Origin of the sequence: Absicoccus intestinalis (genome assembly GCF_033971885.1) — a bacterium.
Lineage (GTDB): Bacteria > Bacillota_I > Bacilli_A > Erysipelotrichales > Erysipelotrichaceae > Absicoccus > Absicoccus intestinalis.
Genome location: NZ_JALBUS010000006.1, coordinates 15,530 through 29,755, shown reverse-complemented (window position 1 = coordinate 29,755; position 14,226 = coordinate 15,530). Strand labels below are relative to the sequence as shown.

General features: G+C 40.7%; 17 protein-coding genes and 1 riboswitch. Of the genes, 9 read left to right on the top strand and 8 right to left on the bottom strand.

The genetic code is table 11. From position 1 onward, the window contains the following. Window positions 1-4: 4 nt before the first annotated feature. The 4 genes from amrA to MOZ64_RS05205 form a co-directional block, all read right to left on the bottom strand. Window positions 5-1,387, bottom strand: coding sequence for an AmmeMemoRadiSam system protein A (gene amrA, locus MOZ64_RS05220; RefSeq protein WP_320325536.1), 1,383 nt, complete (start codon window positions 1,385-1,387; stop codon window positions 5-7). Between the two features lie 21 nt (window positions 1,388-1,408). Then, window positions 1,409-2,596: a chloride channel protein gene (locus MOZ64_RS05215; protein WP_320325535.1), complete on the bottom strand. Its 1,188-nt coding sequence runs from the start codon at window positions 2,594-2,596 to the stop codon at window positions 1,409-1,411. A gap of 34 nt (window positions 2,597-2,630) precedes the next feature. Continuing rightward, window positions 2,631-2,703: riboswitch (Fluoride riboswitch) on the bottom strand. 24 nt (window positions 2,704-2,727) lie between these two features. Next, complete coding sequence (locus MOZ64_RS05210; RefSeq protein WP_320325534.1) at window positions 2,728-2,982, bottom strand: Txe/YoeB family addiction module toxin; 255 nt, start codon at window positions 2,980-2,982, stop codon at window positions 2,728-2,730. Continuing rightward, a complete protein-coding gene (locus MOZ64_RS05205; RefSeq protein ID WP_320325533.1) occupies window positions 2,975-3,238 on the bottom strand; it encodes a type II toxin-antitoxin system Phd/YefM family antitoxin in 264 nt (87 codons plus the stop codon). Before MOZ64_RS05205 ends, MOZ64_RS05210 begins: the two co-directional genes overlap by 8 nt. A gap of 127 nt (window positions 3,239-3,365) precedes the next feature. Between MOZ64_RS05205 and MOZ64_RS05200 the strand changes: the two genes are divergently transcribed. From MOZ64_RS05200 to MOZ64_RS05180, 5 genes are read left to right on the top strand one after another with little or no spacing between them, the layout of a single operon-like run. Then, window positions 3,366-3,971, top strand: a complete 606-nt coding sequence (locus MOZ64_RS05200; protein ID WP_320325532.1) for a 4Fe-4S binding protein — start codon at window positions 3,366-3,368, stop codon at window positions 3,969-3,971. A gap of 2 nt (window positions 3,972-3,973) precedes the next feature. Beyond that, entirely contained in the window at window positions 3,974-4,918 is a 945-nt protein-coding gene (locus MOZ64_RS05195) for an NAD(P)-dependent oxidoreductase (protein WP_320325531.1), read from the top strand. After that, window positions 4,915-5,460 carry an RNA 2'-phosphotransferase gene (locus tag MOZ64_RS05190; RefSeq protein ID WP_320325530.1) on the top strand — a complete coding sequence of 182 codons (546 nt, stop codon included), beginning with the start codon at window positions 4,915-4,917 and terminating at the stop codon, window positions 5,458-5,460. The genes MOZ64_RS05195 and MOZ64_RS05190 overlap by 4 nt, the downstream gene beginning before the upstream one ends. 35 nt (window positions 5,461-5,495) lie before the next feature. After that, on the top strand, window positions 5,496-6,878 hold the full coding sequence (locus MOZ64_RS05185) for an alanine/glycine:cation symporter family protein (RefSeq protein WP_320325529.1): 1,383 nt from the start codon (window positions 5,496-5,498) through the stop codon (window positions 6,876-6,878). Between the two features lies 1 nt (window position 6,879). Beyond that, window positions 6,880-7,395 carry a phosphatase PAP2 family protein gene (locus MOZ64_RS05180; protein ID WP_320325528.1) on the top strand — a complete coding sequence of 172 codons (516 nt, stop codon included), beginning with the start codon at window positions 6,880-6,882 and terminating at the stop codon, window positions 7,393-7,395. Here the strand turns inward: MOZ64_RS05180 and MOZ64_RS05175 are convergent. From MOZ64_RS05175 to MOZ64_RS05160, 4 genes are all read right to left on the bottom strand, one after another. Further along, window positions 7,392-7,958 (bottom strand): GNAT family N-acetyltransferase, encoded by a 567-nt coding sequence (locus tag MOZ64_RS05175; RefSeq protein ID WP_320325527.1) that lies wholly within the window; start codon window positions 7,956-7,958, stop codon window positions 7,392-7,394. The two genes, MOZ64_RS05180 and MOZ64_RS05175, sit on opposite strands and share 4 nt — an antisense overlap. A gap of 1 nt (window position 7,959) precedes the next feature. Further along, window positions 7,960-8,214: a TIGR03905 family TSCPD domain-containing protein gene (locus MOZ64_RS05170; protein WP_128521041.1), complete on the bottom strand. Its 255-nt coding sequence runs from the start codon at window positions 8,212-8,214 to the stop codon at window positions 7,960-7,962. 78 nt (window positions 8,215-8,292) lie between these two features. Then, window positions 8,293-9,438 (bottom strand): lactaldehyde reductase, encoded by a 1,146-nt coding sequence (fucO, locus tag MOZ64_RS05165; RefSeq protein ID WP_320325526.1) that lies wholly within the window; start codon window positions 9,436-9,438, stop codon window positions 8,293-8,295. A gap of 91 nt (window positions 9,439-9,529) precedes the next feature. After that, window positions 9,530-10,081, bottom strand: a complete 552-nt coding sequence (locus MOZ64_RS05160; protein ID WP_320325525.1) for a TetR/AcrR family transcriptional regulator — start codon at window positions 10,079-10,081, stop codon at window positions 9,530-9,532. Between the two features lie 108 nt (window positions 10,082-10,189). Here MOZ64_RS05160 and MOZ64_RS05155 point away from each other — a divergent pair, with 108 nt between their 5' ends. The 4 genes from MOZ64_RS05155 (at window position 10,190) to MOZ64_RS05140 (ending at window position 14,222) form a co-directional block, all read left to right on the top strand. Next, complete coding sequence (locus MOZ64_RS05155) at window positions 10,190-11,365, top strand: peptidase dimerization domain-containing protein (protein WP_320325524.1); 1,176 nt, start codon at window positions 10,190-10,192, stop codon at window positions 11,363-11,365. A gap of 4 nt (window positions 11,366-11,369) precedes the next feature. After that, complete coding sequence (locus tag MOZ64_RS05150; RefSeq protein WP_320325523.1) at window positions 11,370-11,825, top strand: Lrp/AsnC family transcriptional regulator; 456 nt, start codon at window positions 11,370-11,372, stop codon at window positions 11,823-11,825. 280 nt (window positions 11,826-12,105) lie between these two features. Further along, window positions 12,106-13,209 (top strand): histidinol-phosphate transaminase, encoded by a 1,104-nt coding sequence (gene hisC, locus MOZ64_RS05145; RefSeq protein ID WP_320325522.1) that lies wholly within the window; start codon window positions 12,106-12,108, stop codon window positions 13,207-13,209. 2 nt (window positions 13,210-13,211) lie between these two features. Continuing rightward, window positions 13,212-14,222 carry an NAD(P)-dependent oxidoreductase gene (locus MOZ64_RS05140; protein WP_320325521.1) on the top strand — a complete coding sequence of 337 codons (1,011 nt, stop codon included), beginning with the start codon at window positions 13,212-13,214 and terminating at the stop codon, window positions 14,220-14,222. Window positions 14,223-14,226 lie beyond the last annotated feature (4 nt).

The following is a 14,226-nucleotide window of genomic DNA, read 5'->3' as shown; positions in this document are numbered from 1 at the left end:
TACCTCAAGTATGGCGAACGACTTCAAAGCGTTGCAGCTCGACGGGATCATCCTCCCAGATCCCGGCTTTTTGTTTGGCAATTTCAATTTGTTGGGATATGGTATCGACCCCATCTAAATTCGGTAATAATAATCCACGTTTATGTCCCTGTGTAACAATGACACCATATCGATGCACATCCAATTGATCCGAAGAAGTGATGTTTTCGGGTGGGGAAAGGACATCTACACTATAAGAAAGATGGTTCAGTTCTTCTTTGCGAATCGCATCAAATCGTGGATCTTGTGTAGCTGCTGAAATGGCATTGGCGATGATTTCTTGGGCAATATTTTCCTTGGTTGGACCAATGGTACCAATACATCCTCGCAATCGTCCATCTTTATGAATCGAACAGAAAACCCCTGCTCTTTGAGAGAGCATGTCTTGGGGAAGGCCTTCTATCGAAGGAACGGTTCGATGGGTGATATAGGATTCGACGGTTTTTCGTGCTAAAGCAGCATAGGCATCTTCGGCATCTCGTTGGGCTTGAATGCGTTTCTTTTCTTCGCTTTCAAATTGGTCCAGAAAATTACGTTTTGGATCTTTTCCCAATACTTTAAAAGTCGCAACGCCATAGCCAACACCGGTTACATCTTGATGACTTAAGACATGTGCTTCGACTTGGCACCGATCCAGCGCACCAGCCATGATCACAAAGGAGCGATGACCACATTCGGCTGCTTTTTGAAGCAAGAGGGGATCGAATGTCAACAATTCATCAAAAGCAGTTTTTCGACATACATCCATGACTTTTTCATCATAGATAGGGCCATGGGAATCAAAACCATAAGGCCCATCGGCTTTTAATTTATGAGAAAGATCACCACTCGCAATATAAACGATTCTTCGATCGAGTTCTTTGGCGGCTTGTTGGATCAATAGACCAATATGATAGTGTTCAGCCAAAGAAATACCGGAAATACCTAAACGAACCAATTGAAAGTGCGGATATTTTTGTTTGACAAAATACAAGGGAACCATCGTTCCATGATCGAGGGACGGATCGCGTTGACCGAGATAGCCAGCCGGCAAATGATTTTCTTCGGCCAGATCACAAATTCGTTGACTCAATGCTTGATCGTAGTCACATTCGACCTGGACATTAGGAGCCCGAAATGAAGCCATATCACCTTGCGCATGGGTGCCAGGGGAAATATGTAGATAATCGGTATACATGATGCTGTGAGGCGAGGAAAGCACAATGGTTTCTGGATGCAAATGAGCGACAAAATTTGCTGCTTGTTTGTAGGTTTGGATCGTCGGTTCAATGATCTTTTCTTCACCACGACCGACTTCGGGCAAGATCAATGGTGGATGTGGAACCAGGATCGCACCAACAATAGACATAAGACCACCTCATTTCTACTTTCAGTATATCACTTTGGATTGGGCCGTATAGATGGAATGGTTTCCATTGACTACATAAGCCAGGATGCAAACCAACGCAAACGGAATCATATTGGCTCCACCAAAAACTTCCAAACCAATAAAGATGGGGGCAAATAACGTATTGGTGGCACTACCAAATACGGCGGCATAACCCAAAGCTGCACAAAGCAGGGGATCCAAACCAAGAAGTTGACCCAAAAGGGCACCCAAACTAGCACCTATGGAAAATAAAGGAGTGACTTCACCACCTTGAAAGCCAATCGAGAGAGTAAGAATGGTAAAGAATAGTTTTAAGATCCAGTCCCATGCATAGATGGTTTGATGGGTAAAACTATTGGTGATCAAGTTTGTCCCCAAACCACAGTAGCGACCACCAAAGAAAAGCATCAAAGCAATGGCCAAAGGAATGGAAACCAGACCAATCCGCTGATATGGATCGGGAATGGATCGTTTCATCCAGGATTTCGCTTTTGCCAACATCGTAGCAAAGAGCCGTCCTGTTAAGCCAAAGGCAATGCCTAATAAAACAATCGAGCCCATCGTAGATAGAGAATGGAGAGACAGGCTTGTTGGAAGCGTAACGGCAAATTTTGGCAAGCCCAAGAAACGAGATGTAAAACAAGCAACATAACTTGCCAACAAAGCAGGTAATAAGGCATTGATTTCCAAATAGCCGGCAATCACGACTTCCATCGCAAAGAAGGTGGCGGCTAATGGGGTTTGGAACAAGCCGGCAAAACCAGCCGCCATACCCGTAACTAAAAGGATCTTACTGTTATCAGGCAGATGGCATTTCTTACCTAGCCAATGAGAGATCGTAGCACCAATTTGTACGGCCACACCTTCACGACCGGCACTTCCACCAAATAGATGGGTAATCCATGTACCGACCATGACTAAAGGAATCAAGGCCAAAGGAATATCTTTCCGTTTGTCTAAACGAGTTTCAAAAATTAAGGTCATACCACCTAAGCTTTCTTTGTTGAAACGATGATAGAGCCAAGTAATCAAAAGACCGGCTAGCGGTAAAAAAGGCAATAACCATAGATAGTGAATGGTACGGAAGGCCGTGATCCAAATCAGGACACGGCCAAATAAAGCATCGATGGCCCCAACAAGAAAGCCAACCAATACAGCTAATAAAAGGTGTTTATAGATTGTGTTCATATCTTCTCTCCTCACATAAAAAAAGACTGATGGCTTCTTTTCAGAAGTCATCAGCCAGAATGGCAGTTTCGAATCGATCGCGGGAGAACCTCATTCCCTTGGCTAAAATTTACCAACCAATGAAATGTTTGTCAAGCCTGATATCTACAAGCAATGATATAAATATTGTTTTCATCCAATCGATAAATTAATCGATCTTTATTATTGATTCTTCGACTCCAAAATCCCGCAAAGTCACCAATCAACGGTTCGGGCTTGCCGATACCAGCATTCCCATTTCTTTCGATATCTCTAATCAACTGATTGATTTTTTTTAAGGTTTTCTTGTCTTCCGTTTGCCAAAATGGATAATCGATCCATCCATTTTTGGTGAAAACTTTATTCATGTGTATCCTCAATTAGATCATGTATTTTTTGATTTCCCTCTTCCAATTGCTTCTTCGATTCCATGAGCCAATCATAATTTTCTTTATTTCCTAATACATGGATATTTTCCATTAGATTATTGTAGGTATCTTCCGATAAAACGACAACATTTTCATTGTTTTTACGAGTAACGACCATCGTTTCATATTCATTCACAACTTTGTCGAAATATGATTTCATATTCTTTCTAAGCGAGGTATAGTTAACAGCCAACATGATGTATGCCTCCTTTATTTACTTTTTTTATAATGTACAACATATTGTACGCCAATCAAATGGAATCAAAAACGCAACGTACCCGTTTCCATGTATAATAATATAGTAAAACAAAGAGAGGGACCCTATGGAAACAAAAGACTATTTAAGAATATTAGTGGAAGACATACACTCCTGTGTGGTCGCAACCATCGATGAGAATGGACATCCTATCACACGGGTAATCGATATGATGTTGTATGATGAAAAAGGTGTCTATTTTTTAACCGCCAAAGGAAAAGCTTTTTATGAGCAATTGATGGATCAAAAATATATCAGTCTTTCTGGGATCAAAGAGAAGAAATCCATTTCATTATCGGGTCATGTCCGGAATATTGGCCATGAAAAACTAGAAGAAATCTTTGAAAAGAATACCTATATGCAAAAAATCTATCCAGAAGGTACGCGAAACATCTTACAAGTGTTTATTTTGGATAAAGGAGCTGGGCAATATTTTGATATTAGTAATCCATCTCATGTGACTAGAGATTCATTTACATTGGGGGATGGTTCAATCAAACCCAGTGGATATTTCATTACATCGGCTTGTATCCAATGTGGTAAATGTTTAGAAGTGTGTCCTCAAAAATGCATCGATTGTACGATGGCGCCCGCTCAAATTGATCAAAATCGTTGTCTGCATTGTGGGCAATGCGAACCAATTTGTCCGGTGCAAGCTATCGTTCGGAGATAAACATGAAAATTGTGATCACAGGACGAAATTTTGATGAAAAAGCCAAACAAGTATTGAAAGGCAATGAAATTGTTGATTATTCCTATTTGAATCTAGGTTCAGGCGCGGATCCAAATCAAATGATCGAATGCATCCAAGATGCCCAAGCTGTTATTTGTGGACCTGAACCCATCAATGCGAAGATCATGGATGCCTGTTCCCATCTACAAGTGATTTCACGACGAGGCATTGGCTACGATAATATTGATGTATCTGCCTGTCAGAAACGCAACATTGCCGTATTACGAACTACCGGACTGGTTGAAGCCGCCGTGGCAGAACATGCCTTGGCCTTTTTATTGTATTTTGCGCGAAATATCAATCAAGAAAATAAAGAAATGCATCAAGGCCTATGGCATCGACAAAGAAGCATGGGTGCTAAGAATCGACGCTTAGGATTGATTGGTTTTGGGGGCATAGGTAAAGAAATTGCGAAAAGAGCCTATCCATTTGGGATGGATATTGTCTATTATTGCCGCCATCCCCATAAAGAATGGGACAATATGTATCATGTGCAGTATGTCGATTTGGATACTTTACTATCTAGCAGTGATTATATTTCCATTAATGTGCCATTGACCAATCAAACCAAAGGCATGATTGGCAAGGAAGAACTTGCAAAGATGAAACCAGAAAGTGTATTAATCAATATTGCCCGGGCTTCCATTGTGGATACGCAAGCTTTAAAAGCTGCATTGATGTTACATCAAATTCGTGGGGCTGCCATCGATGTATTTGATCATGAACCATGTACGGACTCACCTTTTATCGATTGTGATAATGCGATATTGACGCCACATGTAGCTCCATTCACAACCGAAAACTTTCAAGCTATGAATCAACAATCCGCACAAAATATCGTGGATTGGCAACAAAATAAATTGAATAGGAAGTATCAAGTCATATGAATAAAACCAAAATGAGTAAATTTATTTCTTTGATCTTGCGTCATCATCCCGAAGTTATTGGTATTTCCTTGGATGCGCATGGATGGGCCAATGTCCATGATTTATTGGCTGGGATCAATGCTGATAGCTATCGCTTTATCACCATGCCCATGTTAGAAGATATTGTGGCAAGTGATGAAAAAGGAAGATATAGCTTCAATGCAGACCATACCAAGATTCGAGCCAATTATGGTCATTCTCTTCCTATTGATTTGGAATTGGAAGCCGGTATTCCACCAAAAATCTTGTATCATGGGACTGCCCAAAAATCCGTGGCTTCCATTTCGAAACAAGGATTATTGCCGATGGAACGTTTATATGTGCATCTTTCCAACGATATTCCCACGGCTATAAAGGTGGCATCTCGTCATGGAAAACCCGTTATTTATCAAATCGATACGCAAAGAATGATCCAAGATGGCTATTGTTTCTATCAATCACCCAATGGCATCTGGCTAACGAAACAAGTGCCTGTCAAATATTTGGAAAAGATTTCGAAATAGTGTATGATGGTAGCGCTACGTTTTAGGGGTATAACATGATACAAACAATTATACAAATCAATCAAGCGTTGAATACGTTTATCTGGGGAATTCCCGCGATGGTGGCAATCATTGGTGTGGGTCTCTTATTGACGATTCGTACGCGCTTTCTACAAGTACGTAAGTTTTCGGATGCCATGAAAAATACGATTGGGAAGGTCTTTGATCGAAAAAAAGCCCAAAAAGGTTCGATCTCTCCTTTTCAAGCCGTTTGTACAGCACTGGCCGGTACAGTCGGTACTGGAAATATTGCCGGTGTGGCCGGAGCCGTGGCAATTGGTGGACCCGGTGCCGTCTTCTGGATGTGGTGCTCTGCCTTTTTAGGCATGTGTACCAAATTTGCGGAAGTCACCTTGGCGGTTCGGTATCGTGAAAAAAGTAAAGATGGCGAATATGTGGGAGGTCCCATGTACTACATTAAAAATGGCCTATCGCATAAATGGCTCTTTTTAGCTTATGCCTATTCCATCTTAGGTATATTAACCGTATTTGGGACCGGAAATGCGACCCAGGTTAATACGATCGTTGCTGCCATCAATGAAGCTTTATTGAATATGCATGCGGTACAAGAAAGTCAACTATCATCCATTAATTTGATTTTAGGTATCATCATTATGGGATTGGTGGCTGTTGTCTTACTAGGTGGTATCAAACGAATTGGACGGGTATCCGAACGATTGGTGCCGTTCATGGCTATTTTATATATTGTGTTGGGACTGGGTGTGATACTGATTCATATCGATCGCGTGCCACATGTATTGGCTTCCATTATTGTGGGTGCTTTCAATCCCCAAGCTGTGACCGGGGGAACCATTGGTTCGATGATGATTGGCTTACGAAAAGGCGTATCCCGCGGGATCTTCTCCAATGAAGCTGGCTTAGGTACGGGGAGTATTGCGCATGCTTGTGCCGATACGGACGAACCCGTTCGTCAAGGCTTGTTTGGAATCTTTGAAGTCTTTGTCGATACGATCGTTATTTGTACTTTGACGGCATTGGTTATTCTATTAGGTAATGAAGCCATTACCTATGGGGCACCAGCCGGTGCCGAATTGACCATTGCAGGTTTTGTTTCCGTTTATGGCCATTGGGTATCAATCTTTACGGCCGTTGCGTTGTGTTGTTTTGCGTTTTCAACCACGATTGGTTGGGGACTGTATGGGTCTCGTTGTGTGGAATTTATTGGCAGTGAAAAGTGGGTCAAACCCTTCTTGGTGATTTATTCATTGGTTTCGATATTAGGTGCAACTGTCAACTTAGGTTTACTTTGGGATATTGCCGAAACCTTTAATGGTTTTATGATCATCCCGAACTTAATTGCTCTGTTCTTATTGTCAAATAAAGTGATTTCACTCGCCAAGGAATATTTTAAGGAATAATATGGAAATACAAATTTTAAATGCGATTCAAAATATACATACCTCTTGGTTAGATGCTTGTATGATTGGCATCACAAAATTAGGAAATCATGGTTTGATTTGGTTTGGATTGACGTTGGTATTATTAATCAATCCCAAAACACGAAAAATTGGTATTATGTGTACCCTTGCGTTGATCATTGATTTGATTGGTTGTAACTTGGTGTTAAAACATTTCTTTGCGCGGCCACGTCCATATATGGTCAATCCGAATGTCCACTTATTGATTCCAGAAGTGGGAGATCATTCTTCCTTTCCTTCGGGACACACGGCCATGGCCTTTACGATTGCGAGCGTGTTCTATCTCAACAAATTCAAAGGATGGCAAATCATTGGAATTTTTGCGATACTGATTGCCTTCTCAAGATTGTATTTATATGTGCATTTTCCGACCGACGTCTTAGCTGGTATTTTGATTGGCATCGGCTGTGGAATCTTAGGTGTTAAAATTTATCAATCAAAAAGACAAACCAATTAACGGTTTGTCTCTTTTATATTGGGGTAGGGAATGATGGGTTTTGGATGTTCTACCACATCTACGATTTTTTCCATCCAGATCATGTCATACCATCGATGAAATTTATATCCACAATGATGAAAATAGCCATTCTCTTTATAGCCTAGGTGTGCATGAAATTGGGCACTGTTTTTCGTTAGATAGGCATCGTCTTTTTGCGGATAGCCAATACACGCATAGAAATTGGTGATTCCCATTTTTTTACAGGCTTCTTCTAAAGCAAAATAGAGCTTTTTTCCATATCCCTTTTTACGAGCACTAGGATCTAAATAAATGGTCATTTCACAAGACCAATCATAGGCTTCTCGTACATTTAAATGACCGGCATACGCATATCCCATGATCGTATTGTTATCTACGATCACCAGATAGGGATACATTTCCATGGTCTTTTTCATACGTTGTTGAAAAGCAATAACGGATGGTGTCTGATATTCAAAAGTAATGGCCGTCTGTTGGACATAATAATCATAAATCTCAACCAGACGGGGGGCATCTTCCAAAGTTGCGTTACGAATGATCATATTATTCACTCTGTAATGCTGCGGCAATCCCTTTGGCTAATTGATCGGCACACGATGTATTTTTCATGCCACATGTATTTCCTTTTAAAATATCAACAGTTTTTTGGGCATCGGCACCTTCCAATAGTTTGGAAATGGCTAGCAAGTTACCGGGACAGCCATTGGTGAAGTGTACGTTGTGTAGGGTATGTCCATCCAAATCAAATTCAATTTGGGTGGAACAAGTTCCTTGTGGTTTATATGTATAATGTTTCATGATTTTCTCCTTTCCTTAAAGAATAGAAGAAAATAGATATTTGTCAACCGAAAAGAAAAGCACAGATTTCTCTGCACTTTACATCAATTGTCTAAACATCTCAATGACTTGTTCTTTGGTAGCTTCTCTTGGGTTTCCAGGATAACAAGCATCATTCAAAGCATCAATAGCTAATTGATCCAGATCTTCTTCTTTGATGCGATCGTTTTTCGGATTGATGCCTACATCATGACTTAATTGTTTGACCGCTTCAATGGCTGCATCACGATATTCTTCTTGACTCATGGCATCGACCCCTTCAACGCCCATGGCACGAGCAATCTCACGATATTTTTCACCCGTATGATCGCGATTAAATTCCATAGAAATTGGTAATAAAGAGGCACAAGCCACACCATGTGGCGTATCATAATGCGCACTTAAGGTATGAGCCATCGAATGATCGATGCCTAAACCAACATTGGAAAATCCCATACCGGCAATGTATTGACCCAGTGCCATGCCTTCACGACCCTTTGGATCATTTTCAACAGCCGCTCTTAGATTTTCAGCAATTAAACGAATGGCTTCCAAATGAAACATATCAGTCATTTCCCAAGCCCCTTTTGTGGTATATCCTTCAATCGCATGCGTCAGGGCATCCATACCGGTTGCTGCGGTTAATCCCTTTGGCATCGAAGCCATCATATCGGGATCCACGATCGCAACAATAGGCATATCATGTGGGTCGACACATACGAATTTTCTTTCTTTTTCCACATCCGTAATGACATAGTTGATCGTTACTTCAGCAGCGGTACCCGCTGTGGTTGGAACAGCTAGGATCGGCACACATGGATTTTTCGTGGGTGCTACACCTTCCAAAGAACGAACATCTTCAAATTCAGGATTCGCAATGATGATACCAATGGCTTTGGATGTATCCATGGAAGAACCACCACCAATCGCAACGATGCAGTCGGCGCCACTTTGTTTAAAGGCTTCGACACCGGAAGTTACATTTTCAATGGTTGGATTGGGCTTGATATTACTATAAAGTACATAGGGAATGTTGGCGCTATCCAATAAATCCGTCACCTTGGCCGTTACACCAAATTGAACCAAGTCGGGATCACTGGCGACAAAAGCTTTCGTGAATCCATGGGCTTGGATTTCCGTGATGATTTCTTGAATAGCTCCTTTTCCATGATAAGAAGTTGGATTTAATGAAATTCTGTTTGCCATAAATGATTCTCCTTTGTATTTCTATCTATACAATAATAGATTTGTGAAATAAAAAACAAGTTACATTTCATCGAAAATGTAACCTGTATCACTAATAGATTTCTAATTGTTTATACAAAGCCGATAAATCTTGTGGCATCGCTTGAATGAGAATATCCACCAATTCTTCGGGTGATTCTTTTGTGCCATGTAAGACCCATTTGACCGTGCGATAGACCGACCCAAAACAATAGATTTCTAAAATATCCATCATTTTGGCATCCAATGGATAGTTTTTCTTCTTGGTGATCAAATCGATGTAAAACGCATAGATCATCTCAAAATCATGTTGGCGTAAATTATTTTGGGTGTCCATGGAAAAGGCAGCATAAAAGAATAAATGTTCTTCTTGAATATATTGGAATTTTTTCAATAAACCATCGTGAATGGTTCTTCCTTGTCCCATGCGATCAAAGGAAATATGAAGAATACGATCAAAATACCAATTGATCAGATCATATTTGTCTTTGAAACAACGATAAAACGTTTGACGGGAACACTGCGCCGCAAAACAAATTTCTTTGATGGTGATATTTTCAACACTTGCTTTTTTCATGCATTGATTCATGGCATATGCAAGCCGTAATTTCATGGATTCGGACATATCCGTATTCTACCATGATTCCAACGATATGCAGAGCAAAAGGCATCTTTTACTTCAAAATCAAAAAAACCCGTGTTAGAATTTTGGACATAAAGGAAGGGACTCAAATTGAAAGAGAGAAGATCCATCGATCAAGCCATTGCGGACTATCTTCCTTTGGGATACCAAATTCTCGATTGGATGAATGAACATCCAGAACCTTCTGGAAATGAAAAAAAGACAGTGGCTTTTTTAGTAAAAACATTGAAAGAAAACGGGTATCAAGTCACTTCTCCGATCAAGCGAATCAAACATTCTTTTTGGGCTCGTAGAGCGACAGATCAAAATCAAAATAAACCAAAAGTAGCCATTCTCTGTGAATATGATGCCATCGAAGAGCAGGGGCATAGTCTCGGTCATTCGGCCAGTTGTGCGGCTTCCATTGTTTGTGCGCTAGCCTTAGAAGCGGCCTATGAAGATTTTCCCTTTCAAGTGGAACTCATTGGCACTCCCAATGAAGAAGTAGGCGGTGCCAAGATTGCGATGTTGGCCAAAGGCATGTTTGATTCCTATGCATTTGCGATCCTGACCCAGATGGGGCCGCATAATTATCCATGCTTTAAGACCGTGGCTGCCAGTGATTTGTATGTTCATTATTATGGCAAAAGTGCCCATGTATCCATCAATCCTTGGGAAGGCATCAACGCCTTGAATGGGGTCCAATTGTTTTTTCATGCCTTAGATATGTTACGTCCCCAATTGGAACCGGGCTGTCAGATCAGTGGCATCATTACCGAAGGCGGTAAGATCCCCAATGCGATTCCGGAACAAGCCAGTGCCTATGTTTATTTGCGAGCCAATCGCTATCAACAAATCTTAAAGCTCAAAGAAAGAGTAGAAAATTGTGCCAGAGGTTGTGCCATCGCAACGGAAAACCAATTCATGAATGAACAATTGAACCCAACCTATGCCGAAATCGTTCCCAATGCGGTCATGGAACAAATGGTCTTTGACATCATGACCCAATTGGGCCTAACACCCGATAAGCAACACGTTTTGACCTATTCCACTGATGTGGGCAATGTCAGTTTATCCATTCCGGTATTTTGCCCCATGATCTCGATTGGCAAAGCCGATGCCTTATATTCCCAAGAATTTGCGCAAGATATGAAAGCAGAAGGCGGACGTTTTGGAATGAAAAATGCGATCTTGGTGATGGTCCATATCCTGGTTACACTAGCTGATCATCCAAAACAACTCCAAAAGATCCAAGATGAACACGAAGCATATGTAAATAGGAAGTGATACCATGGCGAAAAATCTAGATGGGATCGATCGCAAAATATTGAATATTCTCCAAAAAGATGCTCGGAGTTCGATCAAAGAAATTGCGCAACAAGTCTTTTTATCTTCACCTGCCGTATTGGTTCGAATCAAACGATTGGAAGAAGAAGGCTATATTGAAGGCTATCATGCGCAATTGAATATGGAACAGTTGGGCATGAATATCAAAGCTTTCATCAAAGTGAACTTGCAGGCAAAATATCGATCCGAATTTTTAGCTTATATTGAGTCAGAGACCAATGTGGTTTCGAGTTATACAATTACAGGCGATTATGCTTATTTATTGGAAGTGATCTATGACTCCATGAAACAATTGGATGCATTTATCCAGAATCTGCAAATATATGGGCAGACCAAAACGGATATCGTATTTTTAACGTCGTTTGAAAATCGAAGCTTGGAGTTCGCAGAAGAAAAGTAGGTTTTTGAATCTCTTTTCTTTTTTTTGTTGAAAAAATGATGTACAAAAATGAAACAAAACGGAAGAATATTAATATAAAATAGATATATACAAAATATAATTAATAAAATACAAAAGAATATTTAAAATAAGGCCATATCACATTGACCATTTTTTTAATATAGTTTTATAATACCGACAAGACAAAGGTGTCAATCCCATCGTGGTTTGACGCCTTTTTTTGTTTTTGGTCACATGTACGAGATCTCAATGTGTTCCAAAAGAAAGAAAAGGAGACAAAATGGTAAAAGGTATTCGTAAATTCGCATACGATTGTGAAAAGTATGTATCTGGAAAAAGTATGGATGAAGTGATGGAGGAATATGGCTTAACGAGTGTCATTAAACTGGGTTCCAATGAGAATCAATATGGGCCGTATCCAGTGGCTGTGCAGGCGATGCAAGCCGAAATTGGCCGTATGAACATATATCCAGAAAAAAACTATATTCGCTTAAAAGAATTGGTTGGTGAAAAATTTGGTGTGGATGGCGACTGGGTCAGTCTTGGTCATGGGGCCGGCAATGTCTTGGATGAAGTAGCCAAGACCTTATTGGAAGACGGCGATGAAGTTTTGTTGCCAAAAGAATCCTATCGTTTGTATCGGGAAATTTCCAAGATCATGGGAGCGAAAGTAGTTGAGATTCCTTTGAATGAAGACTACACCATTGATCTTGCCGATTATAAGAAGGCATTGACCGACAAAACCAAAATCGTATGGATCTGTAATCCCAACAATCCAACGGGAACCGTCATTGATAAAGACACATTTGGTGCGTTCATTGATGCCTTACCAGAAAAATGCTGGTTGGTTGTCGATGAAGCCTATGCCGATTTTACCGATCCCGACTTATTACCGGATTTGATGCCCTATATCAAAGCCGGTAAGAATGTGATCAATATTCATACCTTCTCAAAATATTATGGTTTAGCAGGTGGTCGTATTGGTTATTTGGTTGCTAATCCTGCATTCATCAATTGGTACGATACGGTCAGTGAACCATTTAATGCGAATCGTATGGGCTTGGCTGGTGCTGTCGCTTTGATGGAACATCCAGAAGAACCAAAGAAATATGGCGATCTTATGATCAAAGATCGCACATGGATGAATGAAGAATTAACGAAGATGGGTTGTGCCCCGATTGATTCCCAAGCCAACTTTGTGTTCTTTCAATGTCCGTATCCAGCGGATGAAGTGGCTGAGATCTTGCTGCAAAATGGTGTCATTGTTCGTCCTTGTACAGGTTGGGGATTCGATCATTTTTTGCGTATTTCCATTGGCACAACGGAACAAAATAAAGTCGTATTGGCCAAACTTCAAGAGGCCTTTGACAAATTGGGGGACTAACGATGAAAATTGCGATTTGTGATTATAAGGAGCCTTTGAATCGAGACTTAAATATTGAAAAAAATATTTTCAAAAAGTTTCTTGGTGAAGATACCGAGATCTCTCTCTATGTGCATGAAGGCAATGAACAAGCCTTTAAAGAGGCGATTGCCGATGTCGATGGGATCTTGACTTCGTACTTGGAATTTCCCAAAGAGATCATTCAAAGCAATCCCCATTTAAAAGGAATTTCCATTGAAGCTACGGGATACAACTTTGTGGATGCGGATGCTGCGCAAGCACAAAACACGGCCGTTACTGTCATTGGTGAATATTGTACCCAAGAAGTTGCCGATCATTCGATGGCCTTGATGTTGGCCGTGGCTCGAAAATTAAAACACTACGATCGAGAAATTGAATACAAACATGTTTATGACTACAATTCCACTTCAGGCATGATTCGTTTGGAAGGATCGACCTTTGGGATCCTTGGCCTAGGCAAGATTGGCAAAGCGGTGGCACGAAGAGCCCAAGGCTTTGGCATGCATGTGATTGCCTATAGTCCGACTTGTAAGCCAGAAGTGGCCCAGGCTTTAGGGGTCAAGCTGGTGAGTAAAGAAGAGTTATTTGAAACTTCGGATGTGATCAGTGTGCATATGCGATTGACCGATAAAAATGTCAATATGTTGAATCGCGAAGCCTTTGCGATGATGAAAAAGAAACCCATCATCGTAAATGTATCGCGAGGTGCCATGATCGATGAAGATGCCTTATTGGAAGCATTAGATCATGGACAGATTTTTGGAGCTGGTCTGGATGTGTTGGTCGAAGAAACCAATGAAAACACGAAAAAGAGTCCTCTTGTGGGACGAGAAGATGTCATATTGACCCCACACATGGCCTTCTATTCGGATTTTTCATTGTATGAATGTCAACGAATTGCGGCCGAAAACTTATGTTATGTCTTGCTTGGACAACAAGATAAAGTATTTAAGATGGTCAATGATGTAGATGTAAGACAATTCGCAAAATAAAGGA

What these genes read in the sequence shown, in the direction of transcription:
- amrA (WP_320325536.1), bottom strand. Translation starts at nt 1,387, where the DNA reads ATGTCTATTGTTGGTGCGATCCTGGTTCCACATCCACCATTGATCTTG.
- MOZ64_RS05215 (WP_320325535.1), bottom strand. Translation starts at nt 2,596, where the DNA reads ATGAACACAATCTATAAACACCTTTTATTAGCTGTATTGGTTGGCTTT.
- MOZ64_RS05210 (WP_320325534.1), bottom strand. Translation starts at nt 2,982, where the DNA reads ATGAATAAAGTTTTCACCAAAAATGGATGGATCGATTATCCATTTTGG.
- MOZ64_RS05205 (WP_320325533.1), bottom strand. Translation starts at nt 3,238, where the DNA reads ATGTTGGCTGTTAACTATACCTCGCTTAGAAAGAATATGAAATCATAT.
- MOZ64_RS05200 (WP_320325532.1), top strand. Translation starts at nt 3,366, where the DNA reads ATGGAAACAAAAGACTATTTAAGAATATTAGTGGAAGACATACACTCC.
- MOZ64_RS05195 (WP_320325531.1), top strand. Translation starts at nt 3,974, where the DNA reads ATGAAAATTGTGATCACAGGACGAAATTTTGATGAAAAAGCCAAACAA.
- MOZ64_RS05190 (WP_320325530.1), top strand. Translation starts at nt 4,915, where the DNA reads ATGAATAAAACCAAAATGAGTAAATTTATTTCTTTGATCTTGCGTCAT.
- MOZ64_RS05185 (WP_320325529.1), top strand. Translation starts at nt 5,496, where the DNA reads ATGATACAAACAATTATACAAATCAATCAAGCGTTGAATACGTTTATC.
- MOZ64_RS05180 (WP_320325528.1), top strand. Translation starts at nt 6,880, where the DNA reads ATGGAAATACAAATTTTAAATGCGATTCAAAATATACATACCTCTTGG.
- MOZ64_RS05175 (WP_320325527.1), bottom strand. Translation starts at nt 7,958, where the DNA reads ATGATCATTCGTAACGCAACTTTGGAAGATGCCCCCCGTCTGGTTGAG.
- MOZ64_RS05170 (WP_128521041.1), bottom strand. Translation starts at nt 8,214, where the DNA reads ATGAAACATTATACATATAAACCACAAGGAACTTGTTCCACCCAAATT.
- fucO (WP_320325526.1), bottom strand. Translation starts at nt 9,438, where the DNA reads ATGGCAAACAGAATTTCATTAAATCCAACTTCTTATCATGGAAAAGGA.
- MOZ64_RS05160 (WP_320325525.1), bottom strand. Translation starts at nt 10,081, where the DNA reads ATGTCCGAATCCATGAAATTACGGCTTGCATATGCCATGAATCAATGC.
- MOZ64_RS05150 (WP_320325523.1), top strand. Translation starts at nt 11,370, where the DNA reads ATGGCGAAAAATCTAGATGGGATCGATCGCAAAATATTGAATATTCTC.
- hisC (WP_320325522.1), top strand. Translation starts at nt 12,106, where the DNA reads ATGGTAAAAGGTATTCGTAAATTCGCATACGATTGTGAAAAGTATGTA.
- MOZ64_RS05140 (WP_320325521.1), top strand. Translation starts at nt 13,212, where the DNA reads ATGAAAATTGCGATTTGTGATTATAAGGAGCCTTTGAATCGAGACTTA.